General features: G+C 52.7%; 20 protein-coding genes. 4 read left to right on the top strand and 16 right to left on the bottom strand.

Going from position 1 to position 24,225, the window contains the following annotated elements; translation table 11 throughout:
- Positions 1 to 39: 39 nt before the first annotated feature.
- From V9K95_RS22205 to argH, 4 genes are read right to left on the bottom strand one after another with little or no spacing between them, the layout of a single operon-like run.
- Positions 40 to 870: an ABC transporter substrate-binding protein gene (locus tag V9K95_RS22205; protein WP_115054684.1), complete on the bottom strand. Its 831-nt coding sequence runs from the start codon at positions 868 to 870 to the stop codon at positions 40 to 42.
- 32 nt (positions 871 to 902) lie between these two features.
- Positions 903 to 1,667 carry an amino acid ABC transporter ATP-binding protein gene (locus V9K95_RS22200; protein ID WP_336440477.1) on the bottom strand — a complete coding sequence of 255 codons (765 nt, stop codon included), beginning with the start codon at positions 1,665 to 1,667 and terminating at the stop codon, positions 903 to 905.
- Positions 1,668 to 1,669: 2 nt separating this feature from the next.
- Positions 1,670 to 2,569, bottom strand: a complete 900-nt coding sequence (locus tag V9K95_RS22195; RefSeq protein ID WP_115054682.1) for an ABC transporter permease subunit — start codon at positions 2,567 to 2,569, stop codon at positions 1,670 to 1,672.
- 5 nt (positions 2,570 to 2,574) lie between these two features.
- Positions 2,575 to 4,008, bottom strand: a complete 1,434-nt coding sequence (gene argH, locus V9K95_RS22190) for an argininosuccinate lyase (protein ID WP_336440478.1) — start codon at positions 4,006 to 4,008, stop codon at positions 2,575 to 2,577.
- A 127-nt stretch (positions 4,009 to 4,135) separates the two neighbouring features.
- Between argH and V9K95_RS22185 the strand changes: the two genes are divergently transcribed.
- Positions 4,136 to 5,044, top strand: a complete 909-nt coding sequence (locus V9K95_RS22185) for a LysR substrate-binding domain-containing protein (protein ID WP_307281952.1) — start codon at positions 4,136 to 4,138, stop codon at positions 5,042 to 5,044.
- Between the two features lie 107 nt (positions 5,045 to 5,151).
- Entirely contained in the window at positions 5,152 to 5,409 is a 258-nt protein-coding gene (locus V9K95_RS22180; protein ID WP_115054679.1) for a DUF982 domain-containing protein, read from the top strand.
- 48 nt (positions 5,410 to 5,457) lie between these two features.
- On the opposite strand, the gene V9K95_RS22175 is transcribed toward V9K95_RS22180, so the two are convergent.
- The 12 genes from V9K95_RS22175 to V9K95_RS22120 form a co-directional block, all read right to left on the bottom strand.
- A complete protein-coding gene (locus V9K95_RS22175; protein ID WP_336440479.1) occupies positions 5,458 to 7,116 on the bottom strand; it encodes a GMC family oxidoreductase in 1,659 nt (552 codons plus the stop codon).
- A gap of 1 nt (position 7,117) precedes the next feature.
- Positions 7,118 to 7,885 carry a 3-ketoacyl-ACP reductase gene (locus V9K95_RS22170; protein ID WP_115054677.1) on the bottom strand — a complete coding sequence of 256 codons (768 nt, stop codon included), beginning with the start codon at positions 7,883 to 7,885 and terminating at the stop codon, positions 7,118 to 7,120.
- Positions 7,885 to 9,408 (bottom strand): GMC oxidoreductase, encoded by a 1,524-nt coding sequence (locus tag V9K95_RS22165; RefSeq protein ID WP_442958540.1) that lies wholly within the window; start codon positions 9,406 to 9,408, stop codon positions 7,885 to 7,887. The genes V9K95_RS22170 and V9K95_RS22165 overlap by 1 nt, the downstream gene beginning before the upstream one ends.
- 25 nt (positions 9,409 to 9,433) lie before the next feature.
- Positions 9,434 to 10,552 carry a sn-glycerol-3-phosphate ABC transporter ATP-binding protein UgpC gene (locus V9K95_RS22160; RefSeq protein WP_115054675.1) on the bottom strand — a complete coding sequence of 373 codons (1,119 nt, stop codon included), beginning with the start codon at positions 10,550 to 10,552 and terminating at the stop codon, positions 9,434 to 9,436.
- A 4-nt stretch (positions 10,553 to 10,556) separates the two neighbouring features.
- Complete coding sequence (locus V9K95_RS22155) at positions 10,557 to 11,438, bottom strand: carbohydrate ABC transporter permease (protein WP_115054674.1); 882 nt, start codon at positions 11,436 to 11,438, stop codon at positions 10,557 to 10,559.
- On the bottom strand, positions 11,435 to 12,313 hold the full coding sequence (locus tag V9K95_RS22150; protein ID WP_115054673.1) for an ABC transporter permease subunit: 879 nt from the start codon (positions 12,311 to 12,313) through the stop codon (positions 11,435 to 11,437). Before V9K95_RS22150 ends, V9K95_RS22155 begins: the two co-directional genes overlap by 4 nt.
- A 91-nt stretch (positions 12,314 to 12,404) precedes the next feature.
- Positions 12,405 to 13,652, bottom strand: a complete 1,248-nt coding sequence (locus tag V9K95_RS22145) for an ABC transporter substrate-binding protein (RefSeq protein ID WP_336440481.1) — start codon at positions 13,650 to 13,652, stop codon at positions 12,405 to 12,407.
- Between the two features lie 105 nt (positions 13,653 to 13,757).
- On the bottom strand, positions 13,758 to 15,266 hold the full coding sequence (locus V9K95_RS22140) for an aldehyde dehydrogenase family protein (protein WP_336440482.1): 1,509 nt from the start codon (positions 15,264 to 15,266) through the stop codon (positions 13,758 to 13,760).
- Positions 15,266 to 16,045, bottom strand: coding sequence for an enoyl-CoA hydratase/isomerase family protein (locus V9K95_RS22135; RefSeq protein WP_115054670.1), 780 nt, complete (start codon positions 16,043 to 16,045; stop codon positions 15,266 to 15,268). Before V9K95_RS22135 ends, V9K95_RS22140 begins: the two co-directional genes overlap by 1 nt.
- Positions 16,038 to 17,639: an acyl CoA:acetate/3-ketoacid CoA transferase gene (locus V9K95_RS22130; RefSeq protein WP_336440483.1), complete on the bottom strand. Its 1,602-nt coding sequence runs from the start codon at positions 17,637 to 17,639 to the stop codon at positions 16,038 to 16,040. The genes V9K95_RS22135 and V9K95_RS22130 overlap by 8 nt, the downstream gene beginning before the upstream one ends.
- Before the next feature lie 17 nt (positions 17,640 to 17,656).
- Entirely contained in the window at positions 17,657 to 18,658 is a 1,002-nt protein-coding gene (locus V9K95_RS22125; RefSeq protein ID WP_336440484.1) for a Gfo/Idh/MocA family protein, read from the bottom strand.
- Entirely contained in the window at positions 18,655 to 19,692 is a 1,038-nt protein-coding gene (locus tag V9K95_RS22120) for a LacI family DNA-binding transcriptional regulator (protein ID WP_336440485.1), read from the bottom strand. The genes V9K95_RS22125 and V9K95_RS22120 overlap by 4 nt, the downstream gene beginning before the upstream one ends.
- A 258-nt stretch (positions 19,693 to 19,950) precedes the next feature.
- Between V9K95_RS22120 and V9K95_RS22115 the strand changes: the two genes are divergently transcribed.
- Positions 19,951 to 21,114: a dihydrodipicolinate synthase family protein gene (locus tag V9K95_RS22115; protein ID WP_336440486.1), complete on the top strand. Its 1,164-nt coding sequence runs from the start codon at positions 19,951 to 19,953 to the stop codon at positions 21,112 to 21,114.
- A gap of 247 nt (positions 21,115 to 21,361) precedes the next feature.
- Positions 21,362 to 24,225, top strand: a 2,864-nt coding sequence (locus V9K95_RS22110) for an autotransporter-associated beta strand repeat-containing protein (protein ID WP_336440487.1), incomplete at its 3' end; no start/stop codon positions are given.

Raw genomic sequence — 24,225 nt, 5'->3', positions numbered from 1 at the left:
CTTCACATTGCCATTCTTGTATAATTTCATAACCGAAATCTATTCGCCCATGTTGACCGTGATTGGCGACAGCTTGTTGGCTTTGAGACCGTATTTGTCGAGAAGAGCGTCATAGGTTCCGTTCGTCTGCAGCTTTTCAAGCGCCACTTTCACGGCATCGCGCAATTGTGGTTCGGATTTTAAAACCGGAATACCAGCCAATGATTGGCTGAACGCATCGCCAATTGTAACATATGTGTCAGGTTCGAGCTTTTGATTATAAGGTAGAGTTTCATTTCCCTGAGCGGCTGCCTGCAAACGCTGGCTTTTGATTTGAGTTCGGGCATCAGCAGACCCTTCCGTACCCGTCACGTTGATTGCAGGCTTGCCCTTTGCAACGCAATTTTTCTCGCTCCAGGCGGTAATTTGCGCTGGCCAGTCGGTTGAGCGGCTGGCACCGACAGACTTTCCGCAGAGATCATCTACTGTCTTGATTTCTGCCGCCATAGCCTTGGACGTATAGAATTGTGCACCCGATTTCATGTAATCAACAAAGTCGGCAGTTTCCTGACGGGCCTTCTTGTCGCTCATTCCGGCCATTGCCAGGTCAACGCGGCCTGTCTGCAAGGAGGGTAACATTTGGGCGAAAGCGATTTCCTGCCACTCGACCTTTACGCCAAGCTCTTTGCCTATTGCTTCACCCAGATCAATATCGAAACCCTGAAGCTCATTTGTAGCCGGGTCCTTATAGGTGATCGGCGGATAGTTTGGCATTGTCGCGATGACGATCTTGCCAGCGTCCTTGATACGCGCTGGAAGTTCCTGTGCTGCAGCCGGAAGGCTGACGACGATGGCAGCGCCCAATAGGGCAATCGTTTTATAATTGTTCATATTCTGTGTTCCTCTTTTATGTTTATGATATTTCAAGCCAATACGGCTGCGATAAAATCCTGTGTACGCTTTTCTTTCGGGTTACTGAGAATCTCTTGTGGTGTTCCGCTTTCAATGATCTTACCTCGATCCATGAAAACAACGCGGTTGGCGACTTCGCGCGCAAAGCCGAGTTCATGGGTAACCACGACCATGGTCATTCCGCTGGTCGCCAGATCACGCATAACATTGAGAACGTCGCTCACGAGCTCTGGATCAAGCGCTGATGTGGGTTCGTCAAACAGCATGAGCTTTGGCTTCATCGCCAATGCCCGGGCAATGGCGATGCGTTGCTGCTGACCGCCCGAAAGCTCGCTGGGATAGGCGTTTTTCTTGTCCGTTAGCCCCACTTTTTCGAGCAAAGCCATCGCTTCCGGAACGACCGCGCTTTTGGTGCGCCGTTGCACAATGACAGGGCCTTCAATTATATTCTCAAGAACTGTCATGTGTGCGAACAGATTGAAGCGTTGAAACACCATGCCACTTGAAAGCCGCTGCCGTGCAATTTCCGTGTCATTGAGTTGATAAAGCTTATCGCCTTCTTGCCTGAAGCCGATGAGTTCATCGTCAATCCATATTGCACCGGAATCAATTCGCTCAAGCTGATTTATACAGCGCAGCAATGTGCTTTTTCCTGATCCCGACGGACCAATAATGCACAATACTTCACCATGTTCGATTTCCAGCGAAACCTTATCCAATGCCTGAAAATCACCGAAAAATTTGTTGAGATCGACTGCAACCACCATCGAAGACATCGTTACACTCCCTCCGCTTCCGTGGGTGTCACGCGCTTGACGTCACGCCGGCCCTGGCTTTTCGCATAATGCTTCTCAAGCAGATGCTGTCCGATAGAAAGTATGGTCACCACAACCAGGTACCAAATGGCGGAAACGATCAGCAATTCCATCACCCGGTTATTTGCATAGTAGACAGACTGCGCATTGCGCAAGATTTCTGCATAACCGATCACGCTGGCGACTGATGTGAGCTTGACCATGCTGATGACTTCGTTGCCGACTGGCGGAATGATAACCCGCATCGCCTGGGGAAGGATGATCCGGCGCAGCATGGTAAGGCGGGTCATGCCAATAACTTTCGCCGCCTCGATTTGACCGTTGTCGACAGAGAGAATCCCTCCGCGCACCACTTCCGCAGTATAAGCCCCTTGATTGATGCCCAGTCCGAGCAGGGTCGCCATGAATGGGGTCATGAAATCGACGGTGCGCATTTCAAACAGACCGGGAATCCCCAATGTCGGAAAAATCAGTGCGAGGTTGAACCAGAGGAGCAATTGCAGAAGTAGCGGTGTCCCCCGGAAAAACCATATGTAGAATACGGCGACATATTTGAGCACCGGGTTCGGTGACATAATCATGATGGCAAAAACCACGCCGAGAAAAAGCCCCAGCGCCATAGCACAAATCGTCATCAAAATTGTGTTCCAGAGCCCCGACAGAATGGCGGGAGCTGTGAAAAACTGGGCGACTACCGGCCATGCAATCTGCCCCTGAGCGAATGCTTTGACAATTAAAGCCAGTGCCAGAATGATAAGGCTGGCAGCCAACCAACGTCCGTAGTGTCGCCGGGGCTGATGATGAAGATGAGCAATCGAATATTTTGCCGGAGGAATGGAGATGGTGCTATCGACGTTTGCCATATCTCTTACCTTTCAAATCGGGGACCGGAATAAAGTTTCAGCCACTCCTGTTGCTTGTTCAACAGATCACGCAGCCGCCCGATTTGTTCTTTAACCCTGTCAGGTGCTGTTCCGCCATAAGCTTTGCGGGCTTCAATGGCCGCTTTCGCGCTTAATGCTGACTTGATGGAAGGATGCAGCCGCGCATCAACAGTGGCTAGATCGTCATCACTCAAATCCTCCAGACCGATCGACCGGTCCTCGCAATACCGCACCAAGGCCCCTGTAATTTCGTGTGCTTCCGAGAATGGCACACCATTTTTTGCCAACCAGTCAGCAACTTCGGTGGCCAGTGTAAAGCCTTCGACCGAGTGCTGCTGCATCCGGTCGACATTCATTCGCATTGTGCGGATTAGCCCGGTCATGGCAGGAACGACCAGTTCCAGCGCATCGATCGTATCAAACGCTGCATGTTTGTCTTCGGCCAGGTCACGATTATAGGCGAAGGGCAAACCCTTCAATGCGACCAGCATCGTCGTCAAACTACCGATCAAACGTGATGCACGACCGCGCGTCAGCTCCGCAATATCGCAGTTTTTCTTTTGCGGCATGATCGATGAACCCGTTGCATAGGCATCATCCATTTCGATCCAGCGGAATTGCCGCGACGACCACAGGAATAATTCCTCGGCGAGACGCGACAAATGGACACCGAACATTGCCATGACAAAAAGGAATTCGGCGACGTGGTCACGGCTGCCGACCGCATCGATGGAATTCTCGCTTGGAGCGTCATACCCAAGTTCCTGCGCGGAGATTTCCGGATGCATTGCAATGGCGGAGCCTGCCAGTGCCGCTGCACCCAGGGGCGAGCGCGCTGCACGGCGATCCCAGTCCTGTAACCGCTCAAAGTCACGGGCAAAGGTTTGAGCATGCGCAAGCAATTGATGCGCAAAGCTGACGGGTTGCGCCGGTTGCAAATGTGTGAAGCCAGTCGTCACTGTCTCGACATGCTGATTTGCCTGCCCAATCAATGCTGATTGGAGATTCAATATATCCAAACCGATCCTGTGGGCCACATCACGCAGATATAATTTCAGATCATTGGCGGCCTGATCATTGCGTGACCGTCCTGCGCGCAGCTTCCCCCCCAATATGCCAACGCGTTCTCCCAATACTCGTTCGAGAAATGTATGTATGTCCTCATCGGCTGGAGAAGGAATGACAGCGCCTGATCGATGCTCTTCTCCAATTGTCTGCAAGGCGGAACATACTTGTTCGGCTTCCGAAGCGGTCAGGATGTTGGCACGAACAAGCTCACGGGCATGAGCAGCCGAGGATGCAAGATCGTAGGGGACGAGCCGGAAATAGCTGCTTTCTGATCTTGATAGTGCTGTAAGCTCTGCAGATGGGCTCGCTCTGAAGCGGGCGCCCCATAGACGCGCGGATTGCTCAGCCATAATATCGTTCCCTTATTCTTGTTATTTTGAAGCTTATGGTTGTGCTTTAAGCGCGACAAACGAAATTATTTCGCGTAACCATTCCAAAATGGAATACCCTGCCACCAATAACTGACAGGCAGTCGAAATGGTTACCGGCCGCAACTATCCATCTACGCGCGCATTGCAAGTGATCGTCACGATTGCAGAGCAGGGAAGCACTACGGCCTGTGCAAGAGCTCTGAACATGACCCAGAGTGCTGTCAGCAAGCAACTTCAGACGCTCGAACAAATGGCGGGAACTGCGCTTTTCACGCGAACTCCCTATGGGCTATCCGCTACGGAAGCAGGCCGGATTTATGTCGCTGAGGCACGCGTGGCCTTGGGCGCTCTGGAAAACGCCACCTTGCGTATTGCTGCTTTGGGTTCATCACCAAATGCGATCAAGCTGCATATTCTGCCGATCATGGGAGACCGCTGGGTAATTCCCCGCTTCGCCGGGTTTGCTGATGAGCACCCCGAAATAGACGTTGAACTATCAACCTTTGCCACAACTGACTTGATCAACCAGGCAGACGCAGCATTTCGGTTTGGAGAGGGCGATTGGCCCGGACAGAACAGCTATTATTTGTTTGGGCGTCAAGTCGCGCTCGTGGGAGCGCCACACTTTCTTGCCAAAAATGGCGGCATTCAAAAGGCCGCGGATATTCGCTCATTTCCCCTTCTCGACCACAAACATACGCCCCTTCGCTGGAGCGAATTCGCTTCTGCTCACAAGATCACAAATTTCACTCCGGAACGCATTACCCACTTTGGCTATTATGCTCTCGTCATTCGTGCTGCAATAGCAGGGCAAGGTCTTGCCTTGGTGCCACGCGGCCTGATTGCCGACGAGCTTGAATCGGGCAAGCTTGCCAACCCGCAAGGCTTTGGTTTTAAAAGCAATTATGGCTATTGGCTGACCTGTCCTGATGACCGCCCTCAACGTCCTGCCATGCAGCTTTTCCTGAAATGGCTCCTGGAGGAAGTTGGCTCGATGCCCCCGGAAATGCGATAACAAAAAAATCATCGAATTGTCATGGAACCCAATGAACTCCAGACACATTGAAGTGTCAGTCTGGCGGATGATCATCCCGTCTGACGATTCTACATATGGAGGAAGTGATGAACGACAAGCGTTTTCCCATCCCTGTTATGATTACTCTTGGAGAAACCGGACAACGGGCGGTATCCAGCGTTTGGGAAGCGATCGAATGCCTTCGCAGTCTTTGGCCCGTGAAAAACGGGCCGGGTTATCGTCGCGCCTTGCAGGCATGTATGGACGCTCTCGATGGCTGGAAACCTGCTCATAAAGCCCGGCACGCCTTTATCCGCGCCGCTCGCGAAGCGGGCGTTTTTCTCGATACAAGGCTGCATCAATAGTGGCTGGGCGGCACCTCCGCCGCCTAAAGTCTTTCTGGCATAAATCAGTCAGCTTATGTGCGCCCGTGCCCGCGGGCGTTTTGCGTTGAGTTCGTTGGAAAATATGGTGGGAGGCAAAGGCACCATATTGCGGATGATATCGGCACCCTTTTCACCAATCATGATCGTTGGCGCATTGGTATTTGCCGACGGAACACGCGGCATGATTGAACTGTCACAGACGCGCAGTCCTTCCATTCCATATACTTTCAACTCCAGATCAACGACAGCCATGCTGTCTGTTCCCATCTTGCACGTGCCGACCGGATGATGATCCGTCTTGGCGTTGGCGCAGCCATATTCGAAAAGCTCTGCGTCGGAGTTGTATTTCGGCCCCGGCAAACGCTCGGCGAGAACATAAGGCTTGAGTGCCGCTTGCTGCATGATTTCACGCGCGAGCTTCAGCCCTTCAATCGACATCTGGCGGTCATGAGGATCGCTCCAATAATTCGGATCGATTAGTGGTGCAGCAGTCGGGTCGCCGGAACGCAAGCGCACTGTTCCACGCGAACGCGGATGTAAATAGGCTGAGTTAAGGGTAACGCCTGCATTCTTCAAACGCTCTACCCCAGCCTCAATACCTGAGCCGAGTCCCAGGTGAAACTGAATATCTGGCGAACGCGCATCCGCGTCTGCATACCAGAAACCACCTGTTTCGAAGAGGCTTGAGGCAACCGGGCCAGAGCGGAACATCACATATTGAAGTCCTGCCCACAATGTACGGTGGAGCTTGGCGACGCCGTCATAGGTATGATCGCCAGTGCACTCGCTGATAACAAAAAGATCAAGGTGGTCTTGCAGGTTTTCACCAACCCCCGGCAGATCGTGCACCACTGAGACGCCTGCACTTGTTACGTGATTAGCAGGGCCGATACCTGATTGCAGCAAAAGCTTGGGCGATCCTATTGCACCGGAACTGACCACAACCTCGCGATCTGCACGGATCACCTCGCGCCTGTTTCCTGTTATGACCTCCACACCAACAGCCCGCATACCCTCAATGACAATCTTCGCCACTTGTGCGCCCATACGTACCGTCAAATTCTTCCGGTTCTTTATGGGGGCGAGATACGCCATCGAAGCGGAAGAACGCCGCCGATTGCGCTGGGTCAATTGGTAAAAACCAACGCCCGCCTGTTGTTTTCCGTTGAAGTCATGATTGTAGGGAATACCGAGTTCCTGCCCCGCCCGAATATAGGCATCGCAGATTGGCAATGTGGCAGCGGGCATCGAAACACCGAGCGGGCCGCCATAGGAGTGGTAATCATCGGCAAAGCGCTGATTGTCTTCAGCTCTCTTGAAATAAGGTAGAATGTCCCGATAGCTCCAGCCCGTGCAACCATCCTCCTTCGCCCACAAGTCGTAATCTGTTGCATTGCCGCGTGCATAAAGCTGCGCATTAATACTGGAACCGCCGCCGATGACCTTGGCTTGTGTATAGCGCAGAACGCGATTTTTCATGTGCTTTTGGGGCACGGTTTCCCAGCCCCAGCTGGCGACACCCTTTGTCATTTTGGCAAAGCCTGCCGGCATATGGAAAAGTGGGTTCCAATCACCCCCACCCGCCTCAAGCAGGAGAACCGAAACATCTTCCTCCTCACTCAACCTATTGGCTAAGACACAGCCTGCAGGGCCGGCGCCAGTAATGATGTAGTCAAAGCTTTTCATGTCAGAGCCTGCTTATTGAAAGGGCACCATCGGCATTGATAACGGAGCCCGTTGCAAAATCGAAATCTCCGCTGGCAAGTGCCACTGCAATACGGCCAAGATCGTCCGGCTCACCCCAGCGCTTCATAGGCACGAGACCCTCGGAGATCAGCTTGTCGTATTTTTCGGCGACCGCAGCAGTCATGTCGGAGCGGATGATACCGGGGCGAACATCAAAAACACTGATGCCATGCTGCGCCAGTCTGAGTGCAAGCCCTTGCGTAAAGGAGGCGAGTGCCGCCTTTGTCATGCAATAATCGAGCCGTTCAGGCGATGACATTGCCGCCGACACAGAAGTTACGTTGATGATCGAGCGTGGATTTTCGACAGCTTTATCTTGAAGCATTGCGCGAACAACAGCCTGTGTGAAGAATACTGTCCCACGCAGGTTAACGTCAAAAATCGCATCGTAATTTGCCGGGTCAAGATTAAGGAAATCACCCCGGACCTTCGAACCAATCCCTGCATTGTTGACCAAGCAATTGATCGGACCCAATGCACCGATAACGGTTTCCACCGCTTCACCATGTGCAGAGAGATCGGCAATATCACTTTGGACAAAGAGCACTTTTGCACCGAGATTCTGCAATGTTTCGACTGCCGATTCACTGGCATTGTCGACTGCAATATCGGTAATCGCCAGATCGAACCCCTTGGAAGCCAGCGCCTTGGCAATTCCAAGGCCGATACCCCGGCGAGCCCCTGTGACAAGTGCAACCGGTCGCCGCATCAGTTCAGCTCCTTTGCAATAATGTAATCTGCCACGCGCAATGCTTGTGCGGCAATCGTCAGCGCAGGATTGACCGCAGCAGAGGTTGGCAAGAACGCGGCATCAACCACAAAGAGGTTCGGATGCTGATAAGCCCGGCAATATATATCTAGAGGTGCAGTCGAAGGATCATTGCCCATGCGCACCGTCCCACACTGATGCGAGGGAGTTTTTCGATCAAAGGCTTTGGAGACAACCAATGGAAAACCAGCCGCACGAAGCACGGTCTTGATCTCGACAACCAGTTTGAGATGTGCTGGCCAGTTGCTCCTTATCCACTGCAGAATGATTTTGTCACCATCAATTCGGACGCGGCTTTCCGGCTTTGGCACGTCCTCGCTCATGGCTAGAAAATCGACCGTGTGAGCACAAAAACGATTCAGCAACCACTCCGGAACAAGTTTCAAATCTGATTTCAGAACGGGGGCACTTATGCGGCCAAGGAGTTGGACATTGCCTAGTGGCGCGCCACCCTTTCCGTCCGAAAGATAGAAATCGTTAAAGCCCAGCGTCTTTTGATAGACGGAATCATTTCTGAATCTTGGATCAAAACCAATCACGGCAGACAGATTATGATTCATGAAATTCCGTCCGACCTGATCGGAGCGATTAGCCAACCCTGTTGGATTGGCATCATTGGCAGAACGCAAAAGAAGAACCGCAGATTGCACCGCACCTGCGGACAGAATCACAAGCTTCGGCTTGATCGAAAAGCGTTGACCGCTGCGTTCATAGTGGACAGCAGTAATCATTTTACCATCAGCGGCTGTTTCAAGCCGGATGACGCGGGAGTTCGTCTGAATCTGAACGTTTGCATGCTTCAACGCAGCGGCCAAAGCAGTGGTTTCAGCGTCCATTTTTCCATTGAAGCTATTAGGATGGGCATCCCAAGGGGTCTTCCCGTGTGAAAGCCATGTGTCGATATCGACACCGAGCGGCAACGAGAACGGATGAACGCCAACACCTTTGAGCCGCTGGCGAAGCAAGCCGATAGGCGCTTCATCCGGCACTGGACTGAAATCATATGGTCTCGAATGTTCCGGCTCAGTCGGGTCTTCCCCAAGCGCGCCCCGCACCTGAAATAACGCCTCGGCTTTGCCGTACCAAGGCTCAAGCTCCTCATAGGAGAATGGCCAGGCCGGAGAAACGCCCTCCATATGCTGCATTTCCTTGAAATCCTCAGCACGATACCGTGTAAGCACCGCACCATAAAATTTCGAGTTGCCACCTACATTGTAGTAGTTGCCGGGATTGAAGGCTTTCCCCTGCTCGTCATACCAAGTCTCATTCGGTCGGAAGACGCCTTGTTGAAAAATGGCTCGTGGGTCACGGTTTTCGGGGCGTTCGGGAAGATGATCGCCCGCTTCCAGAATAAGTATGTCAGCACCTGACGCGGCAAGTCCCGCCGCCAAGGTGGCGCCGCCGACGCCAGAGCCTATGATAACGATATCAGCAGTTGTCCGCGGTTGCATATCCATTGACATGAGCCCTGACCCATCAGCGCCTCAATCAGGCACCGATACGGAGTTGTGATGTTGGGTCAAAGAAAACGGCTTTATCCAAATTAAACGATAGCTGTGTCTTTTGCCCCGGCAGAATACGCGCATCTGCACGTAGACGCGCCACCACTTCCTTACCGCCGAGCTTGGTCACAGCAAAAGTATCGGATCCTGCAGGTTCCACAACTTCGATCAAGCATTCGCCTTCGACCAAAGATGCTGCGTTCCTGTCTGCACCGTCCGGGTCGGTGAGTGCTTCAGGGCGGATGCCGAATACAACCTCCTTGCCATCATAAGTTGCGAGCGCCGCATTGGTCTTTTTGATTGGGAGCCTTAATGGTGCTGCATCCGGACGCTCTAGGGACACATGGAGGTCTGATGCTCCTCCATCAATCTTCGCATGAAGCAGATTCATCGCGGGCGAACCCATGAAATCCGCTACAAAAAGATTGGTCGGATTATTGTAGATTTCCGCTGGCGTTCCGAACTGCTGCAAAATTCCGTCCTTCAGAACGGCGATTTTGGTAGCGAGCGTCATGGCCTCGATCTGGTCGTGGGTGACATAAACAATCGTGGTTTTCATACGCTGATGCAGGCGTTTGATTTCCGTGCGCATATCAACACGCAGCTTGGCATCCAGGTTCGATAGCGGCTCGTCGAAGAGAAACACTTGGGGGTTACGCACAAGCGCCCGCCCCATGGCAACGCGCTGACGTTGACCTCCGGAAAGCTGGCTTGGCTTGCGATCCAGCAAATGGCCAATCTGCAACATGTCGGCAACCTGTTTGATTGCCTTTTCGCGCTCGGGCTTCGGAACACCGCGAATTTCCATACCGAAGGCAATATTACCACCAACTGTCATGTTGGGATAAAGCGCATAAGACTGAAAAACCATGGCAATATCGCGCTTGGAGGGATGCAGCCCGCTAATCGACTTTCCCTTAATGGATATGTCGCCCGACGTGATCGGTTCAAGGCCAGCGATGGTATTGAGAAGCGTGGACTTGCCGCAACCGGATGGACCGACGAGAACGAGAAAGCCGCCCTCATCGATCTCAATATTGATATCCTTCAGGATCGGCACATTGCCGTATGATTTATGCAGGTCTTTGATTTGGAGAAATGACATTGAATTATCCCTTCACGGCGCCGGACATGAGGCCGCGGACGAAATAGCGTCCGGAGACGATGTAGACGATGAGAGTTGGCAGCGCAGCGAGAATGGCGCCAGCGAAATGCACGTTATATTCCTTCACACCCGTGGATGAGTTGACAAGATTGTTCAGGGCAACCGTCATGGGCGTGCTGCTGAATCCGGAAAACGACGCACCAAAAAGAAAGTCATTCCAGATATTGGTGAATTGCCAGATCACCGACACAACAATGATCGGGCCAGAGGAAGGCAGCAGAATGCGCCGGAATATCTGGAAAAAGCTCGCGCCATCTATCTGTGCGGCACGCACAAGTTCTGTTGGAAATGCTTCATAATAATTGCGGAAATACAGCGTCGTGAATCCCAGCCCATAAATGACATGAACAAGAATCAATCCCTGAATAGTGCCCGCCATGTTTAATATGCCGAGGACACGCGCCATCGGAATGAGCACGATTTGAAATGGTATGAAGCAACCGAGGAGCAGCATGCCGAACATTACATTCGAGCCGCGAAACTTCCACTTTGTCAGAACGTAGCCATTCAATGCGCCGAGGATTGTCGAAATCGCAACGGCGGGAACAACCATGATAATCGAATTGATAAAGTAAGGCCGAAGGCCCGTTGGCTGCACGCCGATCTGGGCGGTTGACCAGGCGGACAGCCAAGGCTCGATTGTCCATTCGCGCGGCGGAGACAACATCCCACCCTGCCGGATTTCATCAAGCGTCTTGAGCGAATTTACCACCATCACATATAGCGGCAGGAGGTAGTAAAACGCGAACAACAACAATGCCGCATAAATGAGAATACGCGTAAGCTTGCCGCTAGAGATCGCATTATCGGGGCTGGGAGCACTCATTTGTTGCCTCCCCGGATTTCCGAGTAAAGATAGGGAACAATGATCGAAAAGATCATAATCAGCATGATGATTGCCGACGACGCCCCTATGCCCATCGAGTTACGAGTGAATGTATAGGAATACATGAAGGTTGCAGGCAATTCGGTGGCCTGCCCCGGTCCGCCGCCTGTCAATGCTATGACCAGATCGTAAGCCTTGATAGCAAGATGGGCGAGCACGACGAAAGCGGAAAGAAACACGGGGCGCATCAGCGGAATGATGATACGGCGGTAAATCATGCTGGTCGATGCGCCATCGATCTGTGCCGCCTTGATGATTTCATTATCAACACCGCGTAGCCCTGCGAGGAACATGGCCATGACAAAGCCTGACGATTGCCACACAGCTGCAATGACAACCGTATAGATCGCCATCTTTGAATCCTTGATCCAGTTGAAGGAAAAACTCGCCCAGCCCCATTGATGCATGGTGTTTTCAAGCCCGATGCCCGGATCGAGGAACCATTTCCATGCAACGCCGGTCACAATGAAGGATAGCGCCATGGGATAGAGATAAATCGGGCGCAGGAAACCTTCAATGCGGATTTTCTGATCCAGCAGAATAGCCAAACCAAGCCCGATAACCGTGCAAATAATAATGTACAAGGAGGCGAAAATGCCGAGATTGGTGATGGCGCGCCACCAATGCGGCAGGGCCCACAATTTGCGGTAATTTTCCAAACCGACGAATCCATAAGTGGGCAGCATTTTGCTGTCCGTAAAGGACAAGACGCCCGTATAGGCAATGAACCCATAGACGAAAATCAATATGATCAGGAAGCTCGGTCCTAATACCAGCTTCGGTATAAGGTCCTGTATGCGGCTGCGGGTATCCATAGCCTCACCCCTTCAATTAAGTATTATTATCGCTGCCGCGCAATTGCGGAAAACTGTTCGGGGCGAAATCGCCCCGAACAGAGATGTATGCTCACTTGGCAGCGTCAACGGCGGAAACGAGTTCCTTGACAGCATCTTCAGACGACAGATCGCCGTTGAACTGGCGTGTTACCACGTCATAAATCGCATTCTTCACGGCAGCCGGGTTGGCATGGCCGTGAGCCATCGAACCATAGAGCGTGCCCGCCTTGTTGGCTTCGGCAAGATCCTTGATCGCCTTCTTGCCGCAAGCATCAAAGTCTGTGTCCGGAACATCGGTACGGGCAGGAGCAGAACCCTTGACCACGTTGAACGCTGACTGGAAGACAGGGTTTTCGATTGCCGAAGCCATAACGAGCTGGGGCTTGGCCTTTTCGTCACTCACCTTAAACATTGCAAACTGGTCAGAGTTGAATGTCACAGACCCTTGGGTGCCGGGGAAGCGCATGCAAACAAAATCCTTGCCTGGCTCCTTCTTGGCTTTGACAAATTCACCCTTTGCCCAGTCACCCATGAACTGAAGGCCGGCCTTGTTCTCGATGATCATGGCGGACGCAAGATTCCAGTCGCGACCGGAGAAATTATCGTCCACGTAGCTGCGCAGCTTGGTCATGCGGTCGAAAGCTTCCTTCATTTTCTCGCCGCCGAGAGCAGCCGGATCAAGATCGATGAATGCGGCCTTGTAGAAGTCATTGCCGAGCGACAGAACGACAGCATCGAAAATCGTCGCGTCCTGCCAAGGCTGACCACCATGAGCGACTGGTGTAATGCCCTGCTCCTTGAATTTGTCGAGAAGAGCAATCAACTCGTCCCAGTTTGCAGGTTCCTTGCCACCGGCCTTGTCCAGCGCTGCCTTGTTGATCCAGATCCAGTTGGTCGAATGCACATTTACCGGGGCTGCAATCCAATGGCCGTCATATTTCGAGAACTTCTGCAGAGCTGTCGGGATTACATCGTCCCATTTTTCTTTCGCTGCAACTTCATCGAGATTGCCCAGCGCGCCTTGCTTTGCCCAATCGAGAATGTCAAAACCCAGCATCTGCACCGCTGTCGGAGCATTTCCCGCTGTGACGCGAGCACGAAGAACTGTCATGGCTTCTGTACCGCCACCGCCAGAGACAGGCATATCAGACCAGCTGATACCCTTGCCTTCCAAATCCTTCTTCAGCACTTCCAGTGCTGTCGCTTCACCACCGGATGTCCACCAGTGCAGAACCTCAACGTTTTCAGCAGCGCGAGCTGCTGTTGCAACACCCATCAGCATGGCTGCTGCGGCAACAGTATTCATCAACTTTTTCATTTAGTCCTCCCGTGAGAAAAAAGAGATAAAAATCCAACAAACTGACTGAAGTTCCCCCAAGTCCGGAACATTCATACAGCATGCAGAATGGCTCTTACAATCGATTTAATTGGTCGACCATACTACTTTCCTACTACCTATATGCATGTTCAATGTCTTGGTTTCCGTGTAGTCCTCGACGGCATGCCGCCCGAGTTCCCGGCCAAGGCCGGATTGCTTGTATCCCCCAAATGGCAGCTCCGATGCGCCATCCATGAAGGTGTTCATCCATACCGTACCCGCCCGCACCCGGCGTCCCACGCTCAGGCAGGTGTCGAAGTCTCGACTCCAGACGCCTGCGGACAGCCCATAGTCAATGGAATTGGCTATACGAACCGCGTCGTCCAAAGTATCGAATGTCAGAACTGATAAAACGGGCCCGAAAACCTCCTCGCGCGCAACTGCCATTTCGGGCTTCACCGCAGAGAGAATTGTCGGCGACATGAATTGCCCCATACCCAGGTTTAGCGGCTCGCCGCCGTGGCTGATATCTGCTCCTGACGAGGCGGCATTGCGAACATAATCATTGATTTTCGTCAGGTGTTCAGGCGTGATAATGGCCCCAACCTTGGTGTTAGGATCAAGCGGATCGCCGACTTTCACGCGAGCGGACAAAGCCGCGACGCGAGCCACAACGTCGTCCGCGATGTCCCGATGGACAATCAGCCGCGACCCGGCATTGCAACACTCACCTGCGTTGAAATAAGCCCCAAAGACAGCCGCATCGATAAAGTCGTCCAGATTTGCATCGGGGAATACGATCTGGGGATTCTTGCCGCCCAGCTCCAGCGATACTTTTTTCAAAGTCTGTGCAGCATTCGCCATCGTTAGCCTACCAACCCCGGTCGAGCCGGTGAAGGAAACCATGTCGACATGGGGGTGCGTCGTCATCGGCGCGCCAACTTCAGGACCTGTTCCGACAATTATATTGACGACACCCGAAGGAACGCCTGCCTCCATGAGTATTTCGCCAAGCAGCAATGTCGACCCGGATGTAAGCTCCGATGGCTTGACCACTGCGGTGCAGCCCGCAGCGAGCGCAAATGGCAGTTTTTGACTGACGATCAGGAATGGAAAGTTCCAAGGCGTAATGATAGAGACAACGCCAATAGCCTCGCGCAGGACAACGCCCAATGTTCCGTCACCAAGCGTGTTGTAGCTTTCGCCATGAAGATCACGACCAAGTGCAGCAGCATAACGCCAGATATCAACTGCACCGCCAAGCTCGGCATTTGCCTGACTTATCGGTTTTCCTGACTCAATGCAGTCAAGATAAGCAAGCTCGTCGGCACGGGCAGCGATGAGATCGGCTGCTTTAAGCAATATATTAGAGCGTTCTGCGCCCGTCATATACGGCCATGGGCCAGTATCAAACGCAGAGCGCGCGGCAGCGATTGCGCGCTCTGCGTCAACTTTCGTACCCGCCTGATACCGTGAGACCACAATGCCATGTCCCGGACTTTTGCGCTCAATAACATCGCCCGCAGCGCCATTGGTCCATCTGCCATCAATCAGCATCTGGAATTCACGCACCTTGAAATTTTCAAGTGCTTGTGGACGTACCAGAACCGTCATTACCATTCTCCTTTGAACGCGGGCTCACGCTTTTCGGTAAATGCCGAAACACCTTCTTTCAGGTCCGCTGTCTTTGCTACGAGGATCGAGCCCAGGGCTTCGACCGCTGTTCCATTGTCTTCGCCATTGGCAGAAGCGATCATGAGTTTTGCCACTTCGATGGCGGATGGTCCGCGTTTGGCAATGCGTTCTGCATAAGCCCTGGCGGTATCGAGCGCAGTGCCTGTTTCAACCACATGATCGACAAGCCCTAGGGCGTGTCCTTCGTCAGCACTGAAAACCTCGCCACCCAAGGCCATCCGCCGCACAGCCTGCGCGCCAAACCGCAATGTGAGGCGCTGCGTGCCCGACCAGCCGGGGATCATTCCCAAGCCAGTTTCCGGTAGACCAAGCTTGATATGCGTTTCTGCAATGCGGATATCCGCAACTGCAGCAAGCTCGAGCCCGCCACCCAGTGCATGCCCGTTAAGCGCTGCAATCAGCGGCATCCGCAAAGTCGCAAGGCGCTCGAAAACGCGATGACCAAAACGGACCCAGGCATGTCCGAATTCATTTGGCGTCATTGCTGCCCAAGCCTTGATATCACCGCCAGCGGAAAACGCTTTTCCCTCTCCTGTCAGGACTGCGACACGTACCCGGCCATCAGCTTCAACTGTGTCACAAGCCGCGCTCAACTCCTTCAACATGTCGATGTCCAGAGCGTTCAGTTTTTCGGGCCGCGCAATGGTTATGATTGCGACATGACCGTCAATTGAAACGTGGATACGAGCCTCAGTCATGGAGTGTCCTCGGCTTTTTCTGTGGCAGTTTCAGACCAAATGGCTCCGAGGCAAACAGATGGGCGTCCATTAGTTTCAGATCGCGCGCAACAACCAGCGGGAAATCGGATTGATCAAGGATATGCGCTTGCAGATCGATCCCCGGCGCGATTTCCGTCAAAACCAGGCCTTCTGGCCGTAGAACCATAACGCAGCGCTCTGTCACGTAAGTGATGTCCTGACCCTGTTCTATCGCCCGGCGACCGGAGAAGGTGACATGTTCGACTTCATTGACAAGCTTTTTAAGCTTGCCTTCCTTCTCGATAACAAGCCTGCCATTTTCGATGAGCACTTTCGCTCCGGCATTAAACATGCCCGAGAAGACAATCTTCTTTGCCCTTGCCGTGATATCGACAAAGCCTCCGGCACCCGCCGTAACGTGAGGACGGAAACTGAGCTTTGAAACATTGACCGACCCGGACTTGTCGATTTCCAGAAAAGAAAGAAGCGATGCATCGAAGCCCGCGCCTTGGAAATAGGTAAATTGGTGCGGTGAAGGAACAAAAGCTTCGGCATTGGATGCACAACCGAATGCGAAGTCCAGCAGCGGAATGCCACCGACCGGCCCTTGCTCGATTACCCAAGTGACAGTGCCATGCAGGCCTTCTTCAAGCAGAATGCGAGGCACATTTGCTGAAATACCGAAACCGAGATTAACGGCGCTACCTGCCTCCAATTCGCAGGCAACCCGGCGTGCAATCACTTTTTGAATGCCGAAATCAGCGAGGGCAAAATCCTCAAGCGGATGAGAAATTTCTCCGGAAATTGCCGGATCGTAAATGGTTTGCGTGGTTTGTTTCTGATCTGGATCTACAATAATATAATCGACCAGAATGCCGGGCACGCGCACATCATGCGGCTTCAAGGACCCGCTTTTGGTAATTCGCTTTACCTGCGCAATAATAATTCCGCCGTTGTTGCGCGCGGCCAATGCTTGATCAAAACCACCAAGATAGGCGCCCTCATGTTCGTAAGTCAGATTGCCGCGCTCATCGGCAGTCGTGGCACGAATGATCGCAACCTGCGGAATAACAGGCTTGAAGAACAACCATTCCTCACCCTCGAAATTAACCTTCCGGACGAGTGCTTCTTTCGCGGCTGAGGCATTCATAGCGCAGCCCTGCCGGTCCGGATCGACAAATGTATCCAAACCAATCTTGGTCAATACGCCCGGACGTTTGGCGGCGGCTTCGCGATGCATATCAAACAGAATGCCGGACGGAACATTATAGGCCGCAACCTCATCATTACCGATCATTTGCCAGATCAAGGGCGGCTCAGAAGATGAAGGCCCCGACGGATAGGAACCACCGATAATCTTTTTCAGCAGCCCCTTCTTCGCAATGTAATCGACGCCCTTAATGCCACTCATATCACCGGCTGCGATTGGGTGCAGCGTGGTGAGGTCGCGCGGATGCCCCGTTGCATCGAAACGGGCACCAATTGCCTTTAGCATCAGATCTGGACAGCCGAGACCACTTGATGAAGATACCGAGACAACGGCTCCATCAGGGATGAGTTCTGCAGCCTGTTCTGGTGTTATGTGCTTGTTCATACTTCTTTTCGTTCTTCTCAAAGACCAGGATCAATTGGTTGGGTCACCCCGGTTTTCGCCGCTTCCGCTACAGCCAGACCCGCAGCCAGCGACCAAAGTCCATCTTCGCCGTCTGCTGCCGGTTTGCCGTTTCCGGCTATTGCTGCGTGAAATTTGGCGATGCCAGTTTCGTAAAGGTTTTGGTGATCGAGTTTTAATTCGAATTCGCCATCGGCATTGCGCAATGTCACGATGCCGACGGGCCTTTGCGACATCACATTACGGCCAACGAGAGATCCTTCAGTGCCATGCACCTCGAATCCGGTATCGGCGTATTTGGTTGTGAACCCGTCATGAAACATGGCGATCAAGCCGGATTTGAAGCGCATGACGCCCATCACGGCATCAGCAAGATCAGCCTTAGCCAAACCGCTTTGTTGAGTGGAAGCAATGACTTCTACCGGATCATCGCCTAAAACATAACGCAACGTATCCGTATCGTGTACGGTGATGTCGAGGATGACTCCACCACCCGCATCCGGGCGATCAAGTCGCCAGCCCTGCAAATGCGGCGGCAAGTAAACAGCGTGAAATACCCTCGCCGCCAGTGGCTTGCCGATCTTGCCGGCGGCAATCGCATCACGCATGGCTGTATGGGTCGCGGCATTGCGCAGATGATGGTTGGTGGCGAAGACAACATTCGCAGCTTTGCACGCGGCCACCATCGCCTTCGCATCGTCCAGACTGGTCGCCAAAGGCTTCTCGCAAAGCACGTGTTTTCCGGCCTTTGCCGAAGCCAGAACCTGATCTTTGTGCAGCTCGTTGGTAGTCGAAATATAAACGGCATCAATGGGTTGTCCGCTCAGTAATTCGTCCAGCGCCGTAACCGAATGAGCAATGCCATGATCGGCGGCATATTTTGCACCGCGCTCGGCATTGGCGCTCATGACTGAAACGATCTCGCCGCCATTGGCGCGGATTGCATCGATCACCCATTCATGCGCAATCGTGCTGGCCCCGATCAATCCCCAACGTATCACACTATTTCCTCCAATTGCTTGACAGGTGCACCGCAGCTCTGGCGAACGACGAGCCGTACCGAAGTCGTGATCGCCTCCTGATCCCGTTGCCCCGAATTGATTTGCTTGAGCAGCAGCTGGGCTGCTCGCTGGCCCATTCCCTGAGGATCAACAGATACAGTTGTCAGTGCCGGCACCGCAGTCTTCGCCTCGATCACATCATCGAAGCCTATGATTGCAAAGGATTTTCCGGGCTCAAGGCCATGGGCTCGCAGACCATCGCAAACACCAAAAGCCACAGCATCATTCAAGCATAGTGCTGCTGTTGGGCGCTCTGGAATAGTCATTAGACGCTCCAATGCGACGACTCCGCCAGCGCGTGAAGGCGCCGAATGAATGGTGTATTTTTCTTCCGCCGCGATGCCCGCATCCTGCAACGCATCGCGATATCCGCGAAGCCGTTCGCCAAACACGGCTGTATCCTGGAAGCCGCCCATGAAGGCGACCCGGGAATGTCCCAGCGAGATCAAATGGCGCACAGCCGCTTTTGCACCGGCATAATTATCGGACAGAAGTGTCGATACTTTTGCGCCGGGCAGATTACGCACAACGACCACAACCGGAATGTCGCCGCCCACTAATGCTTTGATATCACTAGCTTCTGTTCCCCGCGCCGGTGACAGGATCAACCCTGCAATACCGTTCTCCCGCATGGAAGCGATGACCTCGCGTTGGCGGTCGACGCTCTCGCCGCTATGGGCAAGGAACTGAACATAACCAGCCGATTGAACCACCATATCCATCCCGACGGCCAGTTCGGCGAAGAAACTATTGGTCAAATCATTGACGACAATGCCGACGATTTTCGATTTGGACTGACGAAGATTGGCGGCGCCGCGATTATAAATATAGCCAAGCTCCTTGATGTGAGCATTGACCTTTTCACGGGTAGCCTCGCTGACGAGAGGGCTTTTCTGGAGAACCAACGACACAGTGGATTTCGACACACCAGCGGCGCGCGCAATATCCACGATGCTTGTTCTGGTCCGGTTCAAAAGCATATCCTCCAACCCATGCGGTATATAATTGGAACGTTCCAAAAAGGTCAAGTGAATATTTAACACAACCTAACACGCCAATTATTCCATTTATGGTAGAAATTTTTGGGGAATTTTCGTGCATTCTTCGGCAAAAATCCGGAGCTTTTTGGCTATACTCTCCCATTACACGCCGACCTTCATCCAATTTCCATTTATTGCTTGTATTTTGGATCGTTCCAAAATATTTGTGACTTGTTCGATGGGAGCCAAGCAATGACCCACACCTTGAAGTTGCCAGATCATGATAGTGCAATCTGCGATTACAAGCTGATAGGCACCCCAATTGCCTTTCCAGCCAGCCCGCCAGTCTTCAATCGCATTGCATACGCAGCTGCGCATATTGTCTCTGATCCGCTTCGGGATTCGACACCTTGGGGTTCGCCAGCCATTGATTGGGATGCAACCTTGGCGTTTCGTCACCACCTCTGGTCACTTGGTTTCAAGATTGCAGAGGCGATGGATACAGCGCAGCGCGGCATGGGGGTCGATTGGCCAGTTGCACGCGAATTGATCCGCCGGTCACTGGCAGAGTCGCGCACTGTTCCGGGTGCTGATCTTGCCTGCGGTGCCGGTACAGATCAGCTTGCACCCGAAAACGCCAAGACGCTTCAGGACGTCATCGACGCCTACGAAACCCAGATTGATTTTATTGAGGCTGAAGGTGGACGCGCAGTAATGATGGCCAGCAGAGCGCTGGCCCGCATAGCTCGCTCAGCGGAAGACTATCGCGCTGTCTATGGAAATATTCTCGCGCAGACGCGTGAGAAAGTCGTGCTGCATTGGCTGGGTGACATGTTTGATCCACAACTTGCCGGTTATTGGGGTTCCTCCTCTTTCGACAAGGCGCTGGAGACAGTGCTCGCGATTATCAATGACAATAGAGACAAGGTCGAAGGCATCAAGATTTCCCTCCTCGACAATGCCAGCGAGATCGAACTGCGCAAACGCCTGCCGGAAGGCGTTCTCTGCTTCACCGGCGATGACTTCAACTATGCGGAACTGATAGAAGGTGATGGGGAACGCTACAGCCATGCTTTGCTCGGCATTTTTGATGCGGTAGCCCCCTCGGCCTCCAAAGCGCTAGCTCATCTCGCCAAAGGTGAAACACAGGCATTCCGTTCAATCATTGAGCCTACTGTTCCGCTCTCGCGCAAGATTTTCGAAGCCCCCACACAATATTACAAAGCCGGCGTTGTATTCCTCGCCTGGCTCAACGGCCACCAGCCACATTTCATCATGCCCGCAGGTATGCAATCGGCACGCGGCATTGTTCACTATGCGGATATTTTCCGTCTCGCCGATCAGGCAAACGTTCTGGACAAGCCTGATTTAGCAGTGGCCCGCATGACGAGCCTGATGCAGGTCTACGGATTGTAAAAATGGGATAACGACCATCTAAGCCAAAAAGGGCATTGATTTTTGTAATGTTATTTAATAACTAAACGCTTTTCCTATAGACGGCACGGCGGATTCTCTGCCCAAGCATCGTCAATTTTCGTCAGCTCTTTCCAATCCAAAGGAGGTCGACGCGCTGATCCATTTGCGCAGTAAAGGCACGTGCTGGAGTACGTTTAACCATCCGTCCCAAGTTTATTTTAAATTTTGCATATTTCCGGAGTTCATTATGAAGATCGACTTTTTGAGCAATTCAAACCGCTCACCGCTTTCGTCCCATAGTTCTTACGTTCCGTCGAAGAGAACAGGCCATCTCAAGTTTTGGAAGGCCGCAAAATTAGCATCAATTGCCGGGATCGCTTGCTTTTGCCTCAATCCTCTCGCCCAGGCAGACCCTGCCCCAGTCGTAAGTGTGGTCGGTAAACAAGGAGACAACGGTCATGTAGGAGATGATAGCCATGATGACAAAGAGGAGCTTGGCGGAACCGGAGGATCAGGCGGTGTGGGCGGTGTTGGCATAACCATTTTGCAATCAAACGATCCGACCTATAATGGCAATGTTATAGGGGGTAATGGTGGCATAGGTGGGCAAGGTGGCAAAAAACACCATATCCACACGAAAGAGGAAGCTGGCCACTCCGGAAAACACCTTGAAATGAGAGGTGGCTCAGGCGGTTACGGCGGAGTAGGCGGACTAGGCATTTTCGTGAAGAGGGACGAATTGACTTTTCACGGGACCGCAACCGGCGGAACTGGTGGAAAAGGTGGCTCAGGCGGCGAAGGTATGGAAGTCGATGGTGATGCTATTACATCAACCGCTCCTACCAATGATCCCTCTAATATTCCGGGCGAAAAACAATATTCCTCTGCAGAGGAACACAATGGCGGAGACGGCGGAAAAGGCGGAGACGGTGGCGTCGGCATTTATGCAAAAAAGCTGGAAAATAGCGGCACAATTATCGGCGGCACAGGCGGCTTAGGCGGTGATGCGGGCTATGGCAACAATGGCATCGGTGCTCATGGGCAAGGCGGCAAAGGTGGCATCGGTGCCAGCGTTGGTGATCTGCTTAATAAAGGAAAGATTCAAGGTGGCATTGGCGGTAGTGGTGCCGGAAAACCAAAATATGGCCTCGGGGGTAATGGTGGAACAGGTGTCCTTGGCCGCAGGGACAGTATTATAGTTAATGATCAAGACATTCTGGGGGGCATTGGCGCGCAAGGTGATTCAAGCATGGCCTCTGGCGATGGCGGCGCTGGCATGGAAACGATGTCCGGAAGTCAAGTTACCAATAATGGTACTATCCGGGGTGGTGACGGCGATGCCAACACTCAGGGAAGAGGTGGTATAGGCGTATCTCTTATAGGAACTCTTATTAATAACGGAACCATAAGTGGTGGTGACGGCGGTAAAATACGCTCGCTTGTGAAAACACCGGACATGCCCGAAGCGATCAGGGGGACAGACAGCCTTGGGGTCAATGTTGGCAAGGGTTCTGGTAGTACGATCATCAATAATGGCACTATCACCGGCGGTTTTGGCCCGGACAACCAACAAGGCGAGGCCATACAGTTTTCCGAAAAGGCCGAGGACGGCGCACTTATTCTACATGCCAAATCAAATATTATTGGTAACGTAATAGCCAAAAAATCGATCAGTTTGAAACTAGGCGGTACGCAAGCAGCAAGCTTCGATGTCTCCAAAATTGGCCGCGCAGCGCAGTATCGCGGTTTCGGCGCATTTTCGAAAATTGATAGCGGAACCTGGACACTTGAGGGTGAAACAGACGCTGTTATGCCTTGGGCAGTCTCTGGGGGTACGCTTGCAATTTCTTCGAAACGAGGTCTTGGCGACGACAAGGGGCAACTCAATTTAGACGGCGGCACTTTGAAAACGATAAAGGAGATGGAACTGACAAAGTCTGTTCTTCTCTCCGACAAGGGCGGAACAATCGAAAATGAAAAGGCCCTCACCCTTTCCGGCCCTATTCTTCAATCTGGCCCCTTTACAAAGACGGGTGCAGGTCGTCTCGCACTGCTTGCGAAGAACACCTATAAGGGCGAGACAATTGTTGATAGCGGCGAATTAAATATCGCGGCAGGAGCGGCAATTACCTCCAACACCACTGTCAAAAGATTGGGGCGTCTGTCTGTAGATGGCACAGCGCAAGATGTGACGCTGGACAGTGGCTCCCGCATTTCCGGTGTCGGAACAATAGGTGATCTGACTGTAAAGTCCGGCGCAACGGTTTCGCCGGGCAATTCGGTTGGCACGCTTCATCTTGGCAAGGATGTCACTTTTAACAAGAGCAGCATTTTTGACGTCGAAATCAAACATGATTTTTCTCAAGCGGATCAATTGTCGGTTCAAGGTTCGGCAAAACTTCTTGGCGGTGTGGTCGACATACGGCTTGAAAATGATTTAGCAGTTCTAACTGAGGATATGGGCAAGAGCTTGCTCTCAAAAAGCTATAACATCCTCGTTGCAGCCAACGGTGTTACGGGCCAGTTTGACGGCGTCTTGTCGCGCTATAATTACATTAACCCGAAATTGAACTATGCCGCGACCCAGGTGGTACTCGGTTTTGAACTCGCGCCGACTGTAAAGAGCGCAAAAACTCAAGATCTGGAGAAACAGCTGGCAGAGCTTGAGGTTGAGAGCGCTGGCATTGCTGCTGATGCGGATGCCAAGCCATTGGCAACGCCAGAGGCAGAGGCGTCTCGCTTCGTCGCCGAAGAGCAATTGGTCCAACTTGAAGTCAAAAAGCAGGTTTTGGAAACAGACCTTCAAAAAGCAAAGTTGGAAACCTTTTTGTCTGCGGATTTCCTCGCCGCAGGTGTTGCAACATCCAACCAGAAAAACCTTTGGGCAGGCGTTCAATCCCTCGGCATGGATAATAACAGGCCGCTGGAGGAAGTTTTGAAATCCACCAGCGACAATCCGCTGAATTTCGATGCCCTCTCCGGCGAGGTTCATGCCACGCTTTCCGGTGTTCTGGCGCAGGACAATCACTTCATCTCCGATGCGGCGACTTCGCGCTTGCGCAATGGCTTTGGCGGGGTGGCAGGCAAGGCGCAGGCCGTTACCACACCATT

This window comes from Phyllobacterium sp. CCNWLW183, assembly GCF_037203775.1.
Taxonomy (GTDB): domain Bacteria; phylum Pseudomonadota; class Alphaproteobacteria; order Rhizobiales; family Rhizobiaceae; genus Phyllobacterium; species Phyllobacterium ifriqiyense.
The sequence above is the reverse complement of the archived record's forward strand: the minus strand, read 5'-3'. Positions and strand labels throughout refer to the sequence as shown.